Annotated in this window: 13 protein-coding genes; 9 read left to right on the top strand and 4 right to left on the bottom strand. The window is 67.8% G+C overall.

Going from position 1 to position 15,133, the window contains the following annotated elements; translation table 11 throughout:
- Positions 1-23: 23 nt before the first annotated feature.
- Genes AB0I12_RS16015 through AB0I12_RS16000 form a run of 4 tightly spaced genes read left to right on the top strand, consistent with a single transcriptional unit; the run spans position 24 to position 4,601 of the window.
- Positions 24-1,340, top strand: coding sequence for a branched-chain amino acid ABC transporter permease (locus AB0I12_RS16015; RefSeq protein WP_359929725.1), 1,317 nt, complete (start codon positions 24-26; stop codon positions 1,338-1,340).
- On the top strand, positions 1,337-3,052 hold the full coding sequence (locus tag AB0I12_RS16010; RefSeq protein ID WP_359929723.1) for a branched-chain amino acid ABC transporter permease: 1,716 nt from the start codon (positions 1,337-1,339) through the stop codon (positions 3,050-3,052). Before AB0I12_RS16015 ends, AB0I12_RS16010 begins: the two co-directional genes overlap by 4 nt.
- Positions 3,049-3,888: an ABC transporter ATP-binding protein gene (locus AB0I12_RS16005; protein ID WP_359929721.1), complete on the top strand. Its 840-nt coding sequence runs from the start codon at positions 3,049-3,051 to the stop codon at positions 3,886-3,888. Before AB0I12_RS16010 ends, AB0I12_RS16005 begins: the two co-directional genes overlap by 4 nt.
- Positions 3,885-4,601 carry an ABC transporter ATP-binding protein gene (locus AB0I12_RS16000; protein WP_359929719.1) on the top strand — a complete coding sequence of 239 codons (717 nt, stop codon included), beginning with the start codon at positions 3,885-3,887 and terminating at the stop codon, positions 4,599-4,601. Before AB0I12_RS16005 ends, AB0I12_RS16000 begins: the two co-directional genes overlap by 4 nt.
- Positions 4,602-4,628: 27 nt before the next feature.
- Here AB0I12_RS16000 and AB0I12_RS15995 read toward each other — a convergent pair whose 3' ends face one another.
- Entirely contained in the window at positions 4,629-5,369 is a 741-nt protein-coding gene (locus AB0I12_RS15995) for a DUF554 domain-containing protein (RefSeq protein WP_355479745.1), read from the bottom strand.
- 124 nt (positions 5,370-5,493) lie between these two features.
- On the opposite strand from AB0I12_RS15995, the gene AB0I12_RS15990 reads away from it, so the two are divergent.
- Positions 5,494-6,084 carry a GNAT family N-acetyltransferase gene (locus AB0I12_RS15990; RefSeq protein ID WP_359929717.1) on the top strand — a complete coding sequence of 197 codons (591 nt, stop codon included), beginning with the start codon at positions 5,494-5,496 and terminating at the stop codon, positions 6,082-6,084.
- On the opposite strand, the gene AB0I12_RS15985 is transcribed toward AB0I12_RS15990, so the two are convergent.
- Entirely contained in the window at positions 6,047-6,466 is a 420-nt protein-coding gene (locus AB0I12_RS15985; protein ID WP_359929716.1) for a hotdog fold thioesterase, read from the bottom strand. The genes AB0I12_RS15990 and AB0I12_RS15985 overlap by 38 nt on opposite strands.
- A gap of 74 nt (positions 6,467-6,540) precedes the next feature.
- Here AB0I12_RS15985 and polA point away from each other — a divergent pair, with 74 nt between their 5' ends.
- A complete protein-coding gene (gene polA / locus AB0I12_RS15980) occupies positions 6,541-9,243 on the top strand; it encodes a DNA polymerase I (RefSeq protein WP_359929773.1) in 2,703 nt (900 codons plus the stop codon).
- An 8-nt stretch (positions 9,244-9,251) separates the two neighbouring features.
- Here polA and AB0I12_RS15975 read toward each other — a convergent pair whose 3' ends face one another.
- Positions 9,252-9,725 carry an NUDIX domain-containing protein gene (locus tag AB0I12_RS15975; protein ID WP_359929714.1) on the bottom strand — a complete coding sequence of 158 codons (474 nt, stop codon included), beginning with the start codon at positions 9,723-9,725 and terminating at the stop codon, positions 9,252-9,254.
- Between the two features lie 249 nt (positions 9,726-9,974).
- On the opposite strand from AB0I12_RS15975, the gene AB0I12_RS15970 reads away from it, so the two are divergent.
- The 3 genes from AB0I12_RS15970 to AB0I12_RS15960 are packed head-to-tail and all read left to right on the top strand — an operon-like array spanning position 9,975 to position 13,649.
- Positions 9,975-11,726, top strand: a complete 1,752-nt coding sequence (locus AB0I12_RS15970) for an extracellular solute-binding protein (protein WP_359929712.1) — start codon at positions 9,975-9,977, stop codon at positions 11,724-11,726.
- Positions 11,723-12,661 (top strand): carbohydrate ABC transporter permease, encoded by a 939-nt coding sequence (locus AB0I12_RS15965; RefSeq protein ID WP_359929710.1) that lies wholly within the window; start codon positions 11,723-11,725, stop codon positions 12,659-12,661. The genes AB0I12_RS15970 and AB0I12_RS15965 overlap by 4 nt, the downstream gene beginning before the upstream one ends.
- Before the next feature lie 4 nt (positions 12,662-12,665).
- A complete protein-coding gene (locus tag AB0I12_RS15960) occupies positions 12,666-13,649 on the top strand; it encodes an ABC transporter permease subunit (protein ID WP_359929708.1) in 984 nt (327 codons plus the stop codon).
- Here the strand turns inward: AB0I12_RS15960 and AB0I12_RS15955 are convergent.
- Complete coding sequence (locus AB0I12_RS15955; RefSeq protein WP_359929706.1) at positions 13,635-14,906, bottom strand: polysaccharide biosynthesis protein; 1,272 nt, start codon at positions 14,904-14,906, stop codon at positions 13,635-13,637. The genes AB0I12_RS15960 and AB0I12_RS15955 overlap by 15 nt on opposite strands.
- Positions 14,907-15,133: the final 227 nt, after the last annotated feature.

Raw genomic sequence — 15,133 nt, 5'->3', positions numbered from 1 at the left:
ACCGAGGCAGATGGGAGGTCGACGTGGACCAGTTCTTGCAGCAGCTCGTCAACGGGTTGACCTTGGGCTCGCTGTACGCCCTGATCGCGGTCGGGTACACCGTTGTGTACGGCATCGTGCAGCTCATCAACTTCGCCCACGGCGAGGTGTTCATGATCGGTGCGTTCGGCGCACTGACGACGTACCTGTTGTTCTTCAACGGTAAGACCAGTGTGTGGATCCTGCCGGTGATGATCGCCGGCGCGATGATCGCGTCGGTCGGCACCGCGGTGGCCATGGAACGTGTCGCGTACCGTCCCCTGCGGAACGCGCCACGACTCGCACCGCTGATCACGGCGATCGGTATCTCCGTGTTCCTGCAGGAGTTCGTCCGCCTGTTCTACGACCAGCCCCAGTGGACGGTCGTGGTGCTCACGGGTCTGGCGATCGGCGTCGGTTACCTGATCGGCGGGCGGGTGGCCAAGATCGACCTGAGCCACCCGGTCTCCAAGTGGTTCGACCGCGCCCCGCTGCTCGGCGCCGCCGGCAGCGCTGTCGCGGTGTGGGTCGTCGTCCGGCTGGTCAACCCCGACCTGAACGCCCTGCTGATCGTCGGCGTGGTCGTGCTGGGCGCCCTGGTCGGTACCGCGATCGGGTGGCTGGCCGGTGCGGCCGTACGCCGTCGCGCCCGGAACCAGACGCCGGTACCGGCGATCGCCGCTGCCGCTGCCGGGGCGGTCGTGATCGCGGAAGTCAGCTGGGTGCTCTACGAGAAGCTGATCAGCAACGTCGACTGGCCGAGCGCCAAGCTGCGCATCCCGTTCCCGCAGATCGATGTGGTGACCGGCACGGCCCTGCAGGTCGGCGGGGTGACCATCCAGCGGTCCGCGATCTTCACGATCGGGGCGCTCGCGGTCTGTTCCGTGCTGCTCTGGTTCTTCGTCAACCGGACCCGGATGGGCCGCGGCATGCAGGCCGTGTCGCAGGACCCGGACACCGCGCGGCTGATGGGGATCAACGTCGACCGGATCATCGTGGTCGCGTTCGCCCTCGGTGCGGTGCTGGCGGCGATCGCCGGTGTCTCGCAGGGGCTGCAGAACACCAACATCGAGTTCCGGATGGGCTTCCTGGCCGGTCTGAAGGCGTTCACCGCCGCGGTGCTCGGCGGTATCGGCAACATCTTCGGTGCCGTCGTCGGTGGTCTGGTGCTCGGCGTCATCGAGGCGATGGCCACCCAGTACATCCCCGGCCAGTTCGGCGGTAGTACCTGGAAGGACGTGTGGGCCTTCGTCATTCTGATCCTGGTTCTGGTGTTCAGGCCGCAGGGCCTGCTGGGCGCGAGGGTGGTGGACCGCGCATGACCGACGTACAGGCTCCTGTCGACGACGTCGCCGAAGCGCCGGTGGCGAAGCCGGGCAAGCCGATCGCGTGGCCGCTGGGCCTGGTCGGCGTGGCGCTCGTGATCGTCGGATCGTTCCTGTCGTGGAGCTACGACGGGTCGATCCTGAACGACCTCTCGATCAACTTCTATCCGGGCGGCCTGCAGATCCTCGCGATCATCGTCGCCGTGCTCTCGCTGGTGCTGCTGCTGGCGGAGCGGGGGCCGCTGACCAAGCTGGGCACCTGGCTGGACGCGACGCTCGGCCTGCGGGCCTTCGGCGTCGGCCTCACGCTGTACATGGTGCTGGTGATCGTCGCGATCTCGGTGGAGTCCGACGGCCTGATCAACGTCAACCCCGGTGCGTACGTCACGCTCGTCGGTGCCGCGTTGATCGCGGTGTCGGCGTACCTGCTGCCACTGCACCAGTTGCGGGACATGAGCCACGCCCGCCTGCCGGACTGGCTGGAGATCTTCCTGATCTCCGCGATGATGGCGGTGGTGCTCTTCCTCGCGGCGTACGCGCTCGGGCTGGGCGACGCGTGGTCGTTCATCCTGTGCCTGGTGTTCGTCGCGACCGGCGCGACCGGGCTGTTCCGGACCGGGGCGATGACGTTCATGTCGCACGCCGGGCAGCGGCACCGCAAGGTGCTCACGCTGGCGGCGTTCGCGGCGGCGTTCCTGTTCCCGTTCACCCAGAACGGTTCGGACGCGAACATGTCGATCGCGGGCTCGGTGCTGGTCTTCAGCGCGACCGCGATGGGCCTGAACATCGTGGTCGGCCTGGCCGGTCTGCTGGACCTCGGGTACATCGCGTTCCTGGGCTCCGGTGCGTACGTCGCCGCGACGCTGTCGACGTCGGCGTTCGCGACCATCAACTGGAAGCCGCCGTTCCTGCTGGTGATGCTGATCGGCGCCGGTGTGGCGGCTCTGCTGGGCCTGATCATCGGGTCGCCGACACTGCGGGTCTCGGGTGACTACCTGGCCATCGTGACGCTCGGGTTCGGTGAGATCTTCCGGTTCTCGATGTTCAACCTGGACGGCAACAACGGCCCGAACCTGACCAACGGGCCGAACGGCATCCCCGGCATCCCGGACCTGGAACTGTTCGGGTTCAACTTCGGCGACGCGCACACGGTCGCCGGCATCGAGCTCGGCCGGTTCTCGAACTACTACTTCCTGCTGCTGCTCCTGCTCGGCTTCGTCATCCTGACCTTCGCCCGGCTGAACAACAGCCGGATCGGGCGTGGCTGGGTGGCGATCCGGGAGGACGAGAAGGCCGCCGAGGCGATGGGCGTGAACGTCTTCGGGCTGAAGCTGCTCGCGTTCGCGGTCGGCGCCTTCCTGGCCGGTCTGGCCGGCACCATCAAGGCCCACCAGGACGGCGCGGTCAGTCCGGACCAGTTCATCTTCCTGGAGTCGGCGTTCCTGCTCGCCGCGATCGTGCTCGGCGGTATGGGCACCATCGCCGGTGTGCTGCTCGGTGCGACGATCCTGAAGCTGCTGCCGGAGAAGCTGCGGTTCTTCTCGGAGTACCGGCTGTTCCTGTTCGGCATCCTGCTGGTGCTGATGATGCGGTTCCGCCCCGAGGGCCTGGTGGCGAGCAAGCGGCGCCAGCTCGAGTTCCACGAGGAGGACGAGGCGTTGGCCGTCGAGGTCGAAGAGGAACGGCTCGCTGTCGAGGAGGCGAAATGACGGTGACCGACACCCAGAACACGGCCGAGCGTTCGATCGGCGCCCCGGTTCTGGAGGCCTCCGGCGTGACCATGCGGTTCGGTGGTCTGCTGGCGGTGAACGACGTCAACCTGACCGTGCGCGAAGGGGAGATCGTCGGCCTGATCGGTCCGAACGGGGCCGGCAAGACGACGTTCTTCAACTGCCTCACCGGCCTCTACAAGCCGACCAGCGGGCAGGTCCGGTTCTCCGGTACGCCGTTGCCGCCCAAGCCCCGGGCCGTGGTCCGGGCCGGGATGGCGCGGACGTTCCAGAACATCCGGCTGTTCGCGAACATGACCGCGCTGGAGAACGTGATGGTCGGGCGCTACTGCCGGACCAGCTCGGGCGCGATCACCTCGGTGCTGCACGGCCCGAAGTTCCGCCGCGAGGAGGCGGCCTCCCGGGCCCGGGCCCAGGAGCTGCTCGACTTCGTCGGTCTCGGCCGGTTCACCGAGCACCTGGCCCGGAACATGCCGTACGGCGACCAGCGCCGGCTCGAGATCGCGCGGGCGCTGGCCACCGACCCGAAGCTCATCCTGCTGGACGAGCCGACGGCCGGTATGAACCCGCAGGAGACCCGGCAGGCCAGTGACCTGATCTTCAAGATCCGGGACTCCGGCCTGTCGGTCGTGGTGATCGAGCACGACATGCGGTTCATCTTCAACCTCTGCGACCGGGTGCTCTGCCTGGTCCAGGGGCAGACGCTGATCGAGGGCACGCCCGACGAGGTGCAGTCCGACCCGCGGGTGATCGAGGCCTACATCGGCACCGGCGAGGACGAAGAGGACGAGGTACCCGGAGGGGAGGCCCCATGACCGCGATGCTCGAGGTCAAGGACCTGGAAGTTGCCTACGGCAAGATCCGGGCCGTGAAGAAGATCAGCTTCAGCGTGGAGCAGGGGCAGGTGGTGTCGCTGATCGGCACCAACGGCGCCGGCAAGACCACCACGCTGAAGACGATCTCCGGCCTGCTCCGGCCGACCGGCGGCGAGATCTGGTTCCAGGGCGAGCGGATCGACCACGTGGCGGCGCACGACATCGTCACCCGGGGTCTGGCGCACTCGCCCGAGGGCCGGCGGATCTTCCCGCGGCTGTCGGTCGAGGAGAACCTGATGCTGGGTGCGTTCTCCCGCAAGGACCCGGGAGGTGTGCGGGGCGACCTGCAGGCGGCGTACGACCTCTTCCCGATCCTGGGGGAGCGGCGCAAGCAGCCGGCCGGGACGTTCTCCGGCGGTGAGCAGCAGATGCTGGCGATGGGCCGGGCGATGATGAGCCGGCCGAAGCTGCTGATGCTGGACGAGCCGTCGATGGGTCTGTCACCGATCATGATGAAGCGGATCATGACCACGGTGACCGAGCTGCAGCAGCAGGGCACGACGATCCTGCTGGTCGAGCAGAACGCCCAGGCCGCGCTCAAGCGGGCCGACTACGGGTACGTGCTCGAGGTCGGGAAGATCGTGCTGTCCGGCACCGGCCGGGACCTGCTGGTGAACGACTCGGTCCGCAAGGCCTACCTGGGCGAGGACTGACCCGGGATCGACACAGGCGTTGCTGGTTCAGTTGCGGATGACAACGAGCAGCTGAACCAGCAACGGCGCGACGAGCAGCGCGGGCAGCAGGTCGGCCACGGCGACCTGCTTGAGCTTCAGAAGTCTGAGCGCGACACCGATGAGCATCACGCCGCCGGTCGCGCCGAGCGCGGTCACATGCGCGTCGGGCAGGACGTCGCCGAGGATCGCCCCGACCGCGGTCATCGATCCCTGGACCACCAGGACGACCAGCGCGGACGCCGCCACGCCCCAGCCGAACGACGCGGCGAAGGCGATCGACGCGAAGCCGTCCAGCACCGCCTTCAGGAACAGCTGGTCGGCGCCGCGGCCGAGCCCGTCGGACAACGAGCCGAGGAACGTGAGCGGGCCGACGCAGAACACCATCGAGGCGGACACGAACCCCTCGACGAAGGTGCTGCGACCCTCGCCGCGGTCGAAGCGGCGCTGCAGCCAGCCGCCGAAGTCCTCCAGCCGCTGCTCGATCCGCAGCAGCGAACCGATGATCCCGCCGATCAGCATCGCGCCGAGCACGATCAGGATCGGTGCGCTGTCGCCGACGGCGTCGCTGAGCACGTCGTCGCTCACCGTCAGTGCCCCGCTGATCGCGATCAGGAGCGTCACCAGTCCCAGCGCGTCGGTGACCAGGTCGCGGGTGCGGTGACTGAGGCGGTGCCCGACGAGTACGCCGAGTACCGAGCCGACGAGCACCGTCGCGACGTTCACGACGGTCCCGATTCCGATGAACAAACTGCTCTCCAGACCGCTGTTGTCAGCTTTGCATGTGACCCCCGAGGGCCTACTGTTGCGCGAGGACGAGCGTATCGGCCCGTCTGTTCACCTCGGGGGTGGACCGGACCGGGAGGTCGCTGTGGTGGCTGCCGTCGAGGTGAGGGACGCCCGTGCGGGCGATGCCGCCGCCCTGGTGGCGATGTGGCGTGAGCTCAGCACCGCCGCTGGTCTGCCGTCCCGGCTCCCGGCGCCGCCGTCGGAGGCCGCCGCCGAGGTTGCCGTCAGCAAGCACCTGGACGATCCGTTCGGCCGGCTGCTGGTCGGCGAGCTGGACGGCCAGGTGCACGGGATGGCCTACCTGCGCCGGACCGCGATCAGCCCGCTGCACGACGACACCACGGTCACGATCGAGTACCTGCACGTCAGCGACTCGGCCCGCCGGCACGGCCTGGGCAAGGCGCTGATCGCGGAGGCGGTCGCCTGGGCCGAGCACGAGAGCTGCCTGCACCTGGCCGTGGTGGCGCCCGCGATCGCCCGCGAGGCGAACCGGTTCCTGGCCCGGCTCGGGCTCGGGCAGGCCGGCGTACTGCGGTTCGCGAACACGCACACCGTGCGCCGCCGGCTCAACGCCGAGCACGCACCGAACCTGCTCGCCCTGCTGTCGTCGCGGCGCTCGGCGATCGCCCGCCGCGCGGTCAGCTCCCGGGCGGAGCCTGAATCAGCTGGCAAGTGATCCGGGCGGTGCAGACGCGCTTGTCGCGGTCGTCGGTGACGATCACCTCGTACGACGTCGTCGTGCGGCCGAGGTAGATCGGGGTCGCGACGCCGGTGACGACCCCGTCGCGGACCGCGCGGTGGTGGGTCGCGTTGATGTCCACACCGACCGCGACCTTGCCGTACGTCGCCGCGTGCAGGGCGGAGCCGATCGAGCCGAGGCTCTCGGCGAGGACACAGGACGCGCCGCCGTGCAGCAGTCCGTACGGCTGGGTGTTGCCCTTCACCGGCATGGTGGCGACGACCCGCTCCGCGGTCGCCTCGGCGACGACGATTCCCATCGTCTGCAGGAGGGTGCCCTCCAGGGCCATGCCCGGTCCGAGGTTCGATTCATCTGTCACGGAAGCAGTGTGTCAGAACTGTCCCCGGGAGCCACTAGAGTCGGTATGTGGCTGCAGAGACGGATACGACGACGATGACCAAGGATTCCGCGACCCCGGGCGCCGGGCGACCGCGGATCCTGCTGCTGGACGGGCACTCGCTGGCCTACCGGGCGTTCTACGCGCTCCCGGTGGAGAACTTCTCCACCACCACCGGCCAGCACACCAACGCGGTGTACGGGTTCACCTCGATGCTGATCAACATGCTCCGCGACGAGCAGCCCACGCACGTCTGCGTCGCGTTCGACGTCTCCCGCAAGACCTTCCGCACCGAGCAGTACGCGGAGTACAAGGCCGGCCGGTCGAAGTCGCCGGACGAGTTCAGCGGCCAGATCTCGCTGGTCAAGGAGGTGCTGGAGGCGCTCCGGATCCCGACCACGGAGATCGACGGCTGGGAGGCCGACGACATCATCGCGACGCTCGCCACCCAGGCGTCCGAGCAGGGTTTCGAGGTGCTGATCAGCAGCGGTGACCGGGACTCGTTCCAGCTGGTCAACGAGAACGTCACGGTGCTGTACCCGAAGCGCGGCGTGTCCGAGATCGCCCGGATGGACCCGGCCGCGATCGAGGAGAAGTACGGCGTCGGCCCCCGGCTGTATCCGGATCTCGCCGCGCTGGTGGGGGAGCAGAGCGACAACCTCCCGGGCGTGCCCGGTGTCGGGCCGAAGACGGCCGCCAAGTGGCTGAACCAGTTCGGCTCGCTGAACGACGTCGTCGACCGGGTGAACGAGATCAAGGGCAAGGCCGGCGAGTCGCTGCGTGAGCACCTCGCCGACGTGATCCGGAACCGGCAGATCAACGAGCTGGTCCGCGACCTCACCCTGGACGTCGCGGTCGACGACCTGGCCCGGGTGCCATGGGACCGGGAGAAGGTGCACACGCTGTTCGACAGCCTGGAGTTCCGGGTGCTGCGCGAGCGGCTGGTCGCCGAGCACGAGGAGGTCGACGCCACCGTCGACCACGGGTTCGAGCTGGACGGTGCGCAGCTGAAGCCGGGCGAGGTGGGCGCCTGGCTCAAGGAGCACGTCAGCGGCGGCGAGCGCGTCGGCGTCGCGGTGCAGGGCAGCTGGGGCGGCGGCACCGGTCAGATCACCGGGCTGGCGCTGGCGAACGCGTCCGGTGCGGCGGCCTGGTTCGACCCGACCACGATGACGCCGGACGACGATTCGGCGTGGCAGGCCTGGCTGGCCGACGAGAAGCAGCCGAAGGCGCTGCACGACGTGAAGGGCCCGCTGCTCGGGTTCCTGGAGCGCGGCTGGACGCTGGCCGGCCTCAGCTCGGACACCCAGCTGAGCGCGTATCTCGTCCGCCCGGACCAGCGGGCCTACGATCTGGCCGACCTGACGGTGCGTTACCTCAAGCGCGAGCTGCGCAACGAGGAGGCGGAGAACGGTCAGCTCAGCTTCGACGACGTCGAGGGCGGTCCGGCCGCGGACCACACGATGCTGCGGGCGCGCGCGATCGCGGACCTCGCCGACACCCTGGACGCCGAGCTCGAGAAGCAGGCCGGTACGGCGCTGCTCGCGGACGTCGAGCTGCCGCTGATCCAGGTCATCGCCGGGATGGAGCGCGACGGCATCGCGGTCGACCGGCCGTACCTGGAGGAGCTCGAGGACCGGTTCGCCACCGGCGTCCGGGAGGCGGCCACCGCGGCGTACGAGGTAATCGGCAAGGAGATCAACCTCGGGTCGCCGAAGCAGCTGCAGGTGGTGCTGTTCGACGAGCTGCAGATGCCGAAGACCAAGCGCACCAAGACCGGCTACACCACCGACGCCGACTCGCTGCAGGCGCTGTTCGAGAAGACCGAGCATCCCTTCCTGGCGTACCTGCTGGCGCACCGGGACGCGACCCGGCTGCGGCAGACGGTCGAGGGGCTGCTGAAGACGATCAGCCCGCGCGACGGCCGGATCCACACGACGTTCAACCAGACCATCGCGGCGACCGGGCGGCTGAGCTCCACCGAGCCGAACCTGCAGAACATCCCGATCCGCACCGAGGAGGGCCGCCGGATCCGGCAGGCGTTCGTGGTCGGCGAGGGCTACGAGTCGCTGATGTCGGCGGACTACAGCCAGATCGAGATGCGGATCATGGCGCACGTCTCGCAGGACCAGGGCCTGATCGACGCGTTCAACTCCGGGATGGACTTCCACTCGGTGACCGCGTCCCGGGTGTTCTCGGTCGAGCCGTCGGCGGTGACCCAGGAGCAGCGCGCGAAGATCAAGGCGATGAACTACGGCCTCGCGTACGGCCTGTCGGCGTACGGGCTGAGCCAGCAGCTGAAGATCGGCGTCGACGAGGCCAAGGGCCTGATGGACGAGTACTTCGAGGGCTTCGGCGGCGTCCGGGACTACCTGCGGTCGATCGTGATCGACGCCGGCAAGACCGGGTACACCGAAACGATCCTGGGCCGCCGGCGCTACCTGCCGGACCTGACCAGCGACAACCGCCAGCGCCGGGAGATGGCCGAGCGGATGGCGCTGAACGCCCCGATCCAGGGCTCGGCCGCCGACGTCATCAAGATGGCGATGCTGAAGGTCGACCGCTCCCTGCACGATTCCGGCCTGAAGTCACGGATGCTGCTCCAGGTCCACGACGAACTGGTCTTCGAGATCGCCCCGGGCGAGCGCGAGTCCCTGGAGGAACTGGTCCGCCACGACATGGGCCACGCCGTCGACATGGCCGTCCCCCTCGACGTCTCGGTAGGCATCGGCCGCACCTGGCACGAGGCCGCCCACTAGGCCGCTTACTACGACGTGGCGTAGACCGGGGCCGGGTCGGGGGAGAGGGCGTTCTTGATGCAGGCCTGTTCGCGGTCGGGGAGGTCTGGGAGGGCGTTGAGGGGCCACCAGCGGACCTCGAGGGACTCGTCGTCGTTGACGCGGGGGGCGCCGCTGATCGGGCGGCAGCGGAAGCAGAGGTCGAGGAACTGGACCTGGTCGCCGTTGGGGTAGCTGCTGGGGGGCAGTGACTCGACGCTGACCAGGCGTTCGACGACGGCCTGGACCGCGGTCTCCTCCTGGATCTCGCGGACCAGCCCGGTCGCCGGTTGTTCGCCGGGCTCGAGGATTCCGGCGACCAGGGCCCAGCGTCCGGTGTCGGCCCGCCGGACCAGGAGGACCTCGTCGGCGTCGTTCAGCACCACCCCGGTGATCCCGGTCAGCCACAGCAGGTCGTGCCCGATCTTCTGGCGCAGCTCGCGGATGAACTTCGGCGTCGGCATGCCCAGCACCCTACCCAGGCCGGTCCAGCGACCTTTCTTCAGCGCAAGGAATTTGGGTGCCCGCGCGCAAGCGGTAACCGCTTGCGGCGCAAGATACGAACAGTGATCGGTCGATCTCTTTCAGTGGCGGCGAGCTCTTCCGTAGCGTCCTGATCTATGTCATTCTCCCGGGCAAAGATCCGAGATCCTATTGGATATTCGTATCGGATCTCGTATCGACTTCGTTCCGACCAGCCGCCAGGAGGAACCATGCCGAACGACGACGCGCGCAAAGGACTCAGCCGTCGATCACTCATCGCGGGGGCGATCGGACTGACCGCGGCGACAGCCGGCGGCGGTCTGCTCAGCGGGTGCAGCGGCTCGAGCAGTGCGAGCAGCGGCACCGGCGCCGCCGGACAGGCCGCGCCCAGCGTCACTCTCGGCCCGAAGCTGACGACCGTGCAGTACCCGGAGGGGTACGTCGGTCCGGTCGCCCGTGAGCTCAAGCCGATCTCCTCGGAGAAGGTCACGTTCAAGATCGTCGTACCGCAGGACGTGACGATCGGCGACTGGCGGACCAACGCCTTCACGAAGTGGCTCGAGCAGAAGACCAACATCCACATCGAGTGGAACCAGATCGGCGGTACCGACGACGACATCATGACCAAGGTGAACGCGATGATCGCCGCCGGCGACATCCCGGACGCCTTCATGGGGATCCACTTCACCCGGTCGCAGCTGTTCCTGTACGGCCAGCAGGGCCTGTTCACCGATGTCGACCAGTACATCGGCTCGTACGCGCTGAACCTGCAGCAGGCGATGAAGGACTACCCGGACGCCCGCAAGCTGGTCCAGGCGCCGGACAAGAAGATCTACTCGTTCCCGAACGTCAACGACTGCTACCACTGCCGGGCGAGCAACGGGCGCACGTTCCTGAACACCGACTGGATCGAGCAGGTCGGGCTGGACGTCCCGGAGACCACCGACGAGTTCGTCGAGCTGCTGCGCGCGTTCAAGAAGGCCGACCTCGGCGGCAACGGCCGGACGATCCCGTTCTGCGGCTACAAGGACGCGCCGCTCGACACGTTCTTCATGAACTCGTTCCTCTACAACCCCGGCGATCCGTGGCTGGTGGTGAACGACGGCAAGGTCGACGTGACCTTCACCAAGGACGAGTGGCGCGAGGGCCTGAAGTTCATCCACGGGATGTACGCCGAGGGCCTGATCAACAAGGACGTGTTCACGGCCGACCAGGACCAGATGGACCGCTACGGCAACGCGCCGGGCAAGCCGATCATCGGCGGCGCCCGCTCGTACTACTGGGGCGGCTTCCTGGACATCGACCAGAAGGACCCGAACGCCCGCTGGCGCAAGTACCTCGCGGTCCCGCCGCTGAAGGGGCCGAACGGCGTGCGGTACGCCGCCTGGAACTACCTCGGCGTCGGCGTCGAGGTGGCGAAGCTGGTGATCACCAAGAAGTGCGCGAAGCCGGAGCTGCTGGTCCAGTGGGCCGACGCGCAGATGGAGCTGGAGGCGATCCTGCGCGGGTACGGCGGCCCGAAGTTCGAGTGGGCCAAGAAGGGTGAGCTCGGGATCAACGGCAAGCAGGCGGTGTACGGCTTCTCGGCGACCTGGAACACCGAGAAGAACATCAGCTGGAGCCAGGACAACACGATGTACCGCTCGCAGGACTTCCGGCTCGCCGAGCGGGTGAACCCGAAGGACCTGACCTTCGAGAAGCCGCTGTACCAGCAGACCGTGGACAACTACTTCCCCTACAAGCAGCCGCAGGAGATGCAGTTCCCGCCGGTCACGCTGGACCAGGACCAGGCCGCGCAGGAAGCAGAGCTGAAGACGAACCTGAAGAGCGAGGTCAGCCTGTCGTTCTCGAAGTTCGTCACCGGGCAGCTGGACCCGAACGACGACGGCGCCTGGAACGACTTCAAGGACCGGGTCGAGAAGATCGGCGTGAAACCGTACCTGGACCTGCAGCAGGCCGCCTACGAGACCTACAACGGATGAGCGCCGCCGGAACCCTGCCGCCGGACGAGCGGCGGCTGGGCGGAGGCGCGCCGATCCAGGACACCCGCGGCGACAAGATCGCCCTGGCCTGTATCTACACGGCCCTCGGCCTGTTCTGCCTCGCGATCCTGTACCCGATCGTCTACGTGTTCAGCGCCTCGGTCAGCAACACCAAGAAGGTGTCGGCCGGCGAGGTGTGGCTGTGGCCGGTCGGCTTCACGCTGGACGCGTACAAGGCGATCTTCGACTACGACGCGATCGTCAGCAGCTTCGGCAACTCCGTGTTCTACGCGGTCGCCGGCTCCTGTGTCGCCACGGTCCTCACGCTGCTCGCGGCGTACCCCCTGTCCCGTAAGGGTTTGCCGGGCAAGGGGCTGATCATGGCGGCGTTCGTGTTCACCATGATGTTCAGCGGCGGGCTGATCCCGACGTACCTGGTCGTGGACCAGCTCGGCCTGCTGAACACCCGCTGGGCGATGATCCTGCCGACCGCGATGGCGGTCTGGAACGTGATCATCACCCGGACCTACTTCATGGTGACGATCCCCGAGGAACTGGTCGAGGCCGGGCGGGTGGATGGCTGCAGCGACTTCGGGTTCTTCTGGCGGATCGTGCTGCCGCTGAGCAAACCGATCATCGCGGTGAACCTGCTGTTCTACGCCGTCGGCCAGTGGAACACGTTCTTCAACGCGCTGATCTACCTGACCAACGAGCACTTGTTCCCGCTGCAGGTGGTGCTGCGGCAGATCCTCATCCAGAGCAAGGTCGACCCGTCGCAGATGCCCGACACGAGCAAGCTCGCGCAGCTGAAGGAACTCCAGCAGCAGCTCAAGTACTCGCTGATCGTGATCGGGATGATCCCGCCGCTGCTGGTCTACCCGTTCGTGCAGAAGCACTTCGTCAAGGGGGCCATGGTCGGCTCGCTGAAGGGATGAGCACATGACGACCTCGACACAAGCCCGTCCGGCGGTCCGCGACGCCGCCCACAAGCGGACCCGCTCGGCGAAGTCCTCCGTCGGACTCGGACTCCGGATGCGGCGGCACTGGCAGCTGTACGTGATGCTCGCGCTGCCGCTGATCTGGCTGGCGATCTTCGCCTACTGGCCGATGTACGGCGTGATCATCGCCTTCAAGGACTACAACGTCGTGTCCGGGATCCTCGGCAGCCCGTGGGTGGGACTCAAGCACTTCGACCGGTTCGTGGAGTCGTACCAGTTCTGGCGGCTGATCCGGAACACGGTGTTCCTGCACGTGTACGAGCTGGTCGCGACGTTCCCGTTGCCGATCGTCCTGGCGCTGTGCCTGAACACGGTTCGCAAGAAGTGGTTCAGCCGGTCGGCGCAGCTGATCACCTACGCGCCGCACTTCATCTCGACCGTGGTCGTGGTGGGTCTCATCGTCGTGCTGACGAACCCGAGCACCGGCGTGGCGAACAGGATCATCGGTCTGTTCGGACTCGGCCCGGTCGACTTCCTCGGGGACGCCGGGCTGTTCCGGCATCTCTACGTCTGGTCGGGCGCCTGGCAGACCATGGGGTTCGCGGCGATCATCTACCTGGCCGCGTTGACCAGTGTGCCGCCGGAGCTGCACGAGGCGGCGATCGTGGACGGCGCGTCGCGGTTGCGGCGGATGTGGCACATCGACCTGCCCGCGATCGTGCCGGTGGCGGTGATCCTGCTGATCCTGAACATCGGCTCGATCCTGTCCGTCGGGTTCGAGAAGGTCCTGCTGATGCAGAACAACCTGAACCTCGACACCGCCGAGGTGATCGACACCTACGTGTACAAGATCGGCCTGGCGTCCGCGGTTCCGCAGTTCAGCTACGCGACCGCGATCGGCCTGTTCCGATCGGTGATCGGGCTGGTGCTGCTCGTCGTGGCGAACACGTTCGCCCGGCGGTTCGCGAAGTCAAGCCTGTGGTGAGCCGGCGGCCTGGCGGTGGAGACCCGCGGCCAGGACCGCCGACAGCAGCAGCGCGCAGGTGCTGGTCATCGCGACCAGCACCTTCACGCCGTTGAGGCCGGTGGCGATGCCGGTGCCGAGCACGATGCCGGCGGCTGCGGCGAGCACGACCAGCCCGATCCAGATGCCCAGCGCGGCGCGCTTCTCCTGCTGCGCGATCGCGGCGTACACGACCAGCTGCAGTACGGCGTACGCGGAACCGGAGACCGCGAACAGCCAGGTGTACGGACCGAGCGGCGCGTACTTGTCCGCGCCGCCGATGACCGCGACGACGAGATCGGGCAGGATCAGCGTGCCGATGACCGTGCACACACCGAGCCCCGCGACGGCCGCGATCGCCTTGCGCAGCCGCTGGGTGTCACCCGGGGACTGTGCGAGTGTCGGGAACACCAGCACGATCACGAACTGCGGCAGGAACAGGCAGGCCTTCGCGATGATCACGCCGGCCGCGTAGTAGCCGCTGTCCGTGCCGTCGAGCAGGGCGCGGGCGAACAGCACGTCGGCGTTGGCGATGACGAAGAACGCGAGCAGCGTGTGGGTGCCGAATGCCGCTTCCCGCAGCACGGTCTTGATCTGCTCCTTGGTCGCACCCGTCGATCCGCGGAGCACCCAGCGGCCGACGATGATCGGTACGGCGGCGCCGAGCGCGAGACCGATCATCGCCGCGTCGAGCGTCGGCCGCACCAGCAGCGCGCCGCCGCCCAGGACGAGGCGGCCGACACCGGTCAAGGTGTAGATGACGGCCAGTTCGGTCCAGCGTTTGCTGCCCTGGAGGACGCCGAGTTGGGCCCCCATGACCGTCAGGCAGCCGAGGGTCGGGGCCAGCAGCACGATCGAGACCACCGAGTCGATGTGCAGCAGCCACATGAACACGGGCGTGAGCACGAGACAGACCGCGGTCAGTACGAGCGCCGCGCGGTTGCCCGCCTTCAACATCGTGTCGGACAAAGCTCCGGCGCCGGCACCGGAGTGCGTGGCGAGCTGCCGGGCTCCGGCCGCCTGCAGGCCGAGCGAGGCGACGTTGCCGATCAGCAGCAGCCCCAGCAGGGCGGTGAGGGCGCCGAACTGCTCCGGGGCGAGCCGGTGGGTGCCGATCAGCGTGAAGCCGTAGGCGGCCACGTTCATGATCGCCATGGCCACGGCGACCACAGTGGCCCGCCGCAGGAAGGCCAGGCGCTTGGCCTTCGGTGCACTGGCCGGTGTGGTGCCAGACGTCATTCGCGCTGCCTCGGATCGGTGTGTGACGGTGCTCGACCTCACCGTACGGCGTGTCCGGCCCGCCGTCACAACAGACCCGCCCCCGCACCTGCACGGGCCTTTGTCAAGCGCTCGCGATTGCAGCTAGTGACGCTTGTGGGCGAGATCTGCGATCGGTCACGATTCTTTGAAACTCAATGGGGCGGGGGCCTGACTGTGCGTTAGAGGGGTGGGGGCATGTCGGTGCG

It is taken from the genome of Kribbella sp. NPDC050459 (assembly GCF_040655315.1).
Lineage (GTDB): Bacteria > Actinomycetota > Actinomycetes > Propionibacteriales > Kribbellaceae > Kribbella.
The sequence above is the reverse complement of the archived record's forward strand: the minus strand, read 5'-3'. Positions and strand labels throughout refer to the sequence as shown.

Excerpts from the sequence above, each read along its gene's own strand:
- AB0I12_RS16005 (WP_359929721.1), top strand. The coding sequence starts at position 3,049 with ATGACGGTGACCGACACCCAGAACACGGCCGAGCGTTCGATCGGCGCC.
- AB0I12_RS15960 (WP_359929708.1), top strand. The coding sequence starts at position 12,666 with ATGACGACCTCGACACAAGCCCGTCCGGCGGTCCGCGACGCCGCCCAC.
- AB0I12_RS15970 (WP_359929712.1), top strand. The coding sequence starts at position 9,975 with ATGCCGAACGACGACGCGCGCAAAGGACTCAGCCGTCGATCACTCATC.
- AB0I12_RS16000 (WP_359929719.1), top strand. The coding sequence starts at position 3,885 with ATGACCGCGATGCTCGAGGTCAAGGACCTGGAAGTTGCCTACGGCAAG.
- AB0I12_RS15975 (WP_359929714.1), bottom strand. The coding sequence starts at position 9,725 with ATGCCGACGCCGAAGTTCATCCGCGAGCTGCGCCAGAAGATCGGGCAC.
- AB0I12_RS15955 (WP_359929706.1), bottom strand. The coding sequence starts at position 14,906 with ATGACGTCTGGCACCACACCGGCCAGTGCACCGAAGGCCAAGCGCCTG.
- AB0I12_RS16010 (WP_359929723.1), top strand. The coding sequence starts at position 1,337 with ATGACCGACGTACAGGCTCCTGTCGACGACGTCGCCGAAGCGCCGGTG.
- AB0I12_RS15965 (WP_359929710.1), top strand. The coding sequence starts at position 11,723 with ATGAGCGCCGCCGGAACCCTGCCGCCGGACGAGCGGCGGCTGGGCGGA.
- polA (WP_359929773.1), top strand. The coding sequence starts at position 6,541 with ATGACCAAGGATTCCGCGACCCCGGGCGCCGGGCGACCGCGGATCCTG.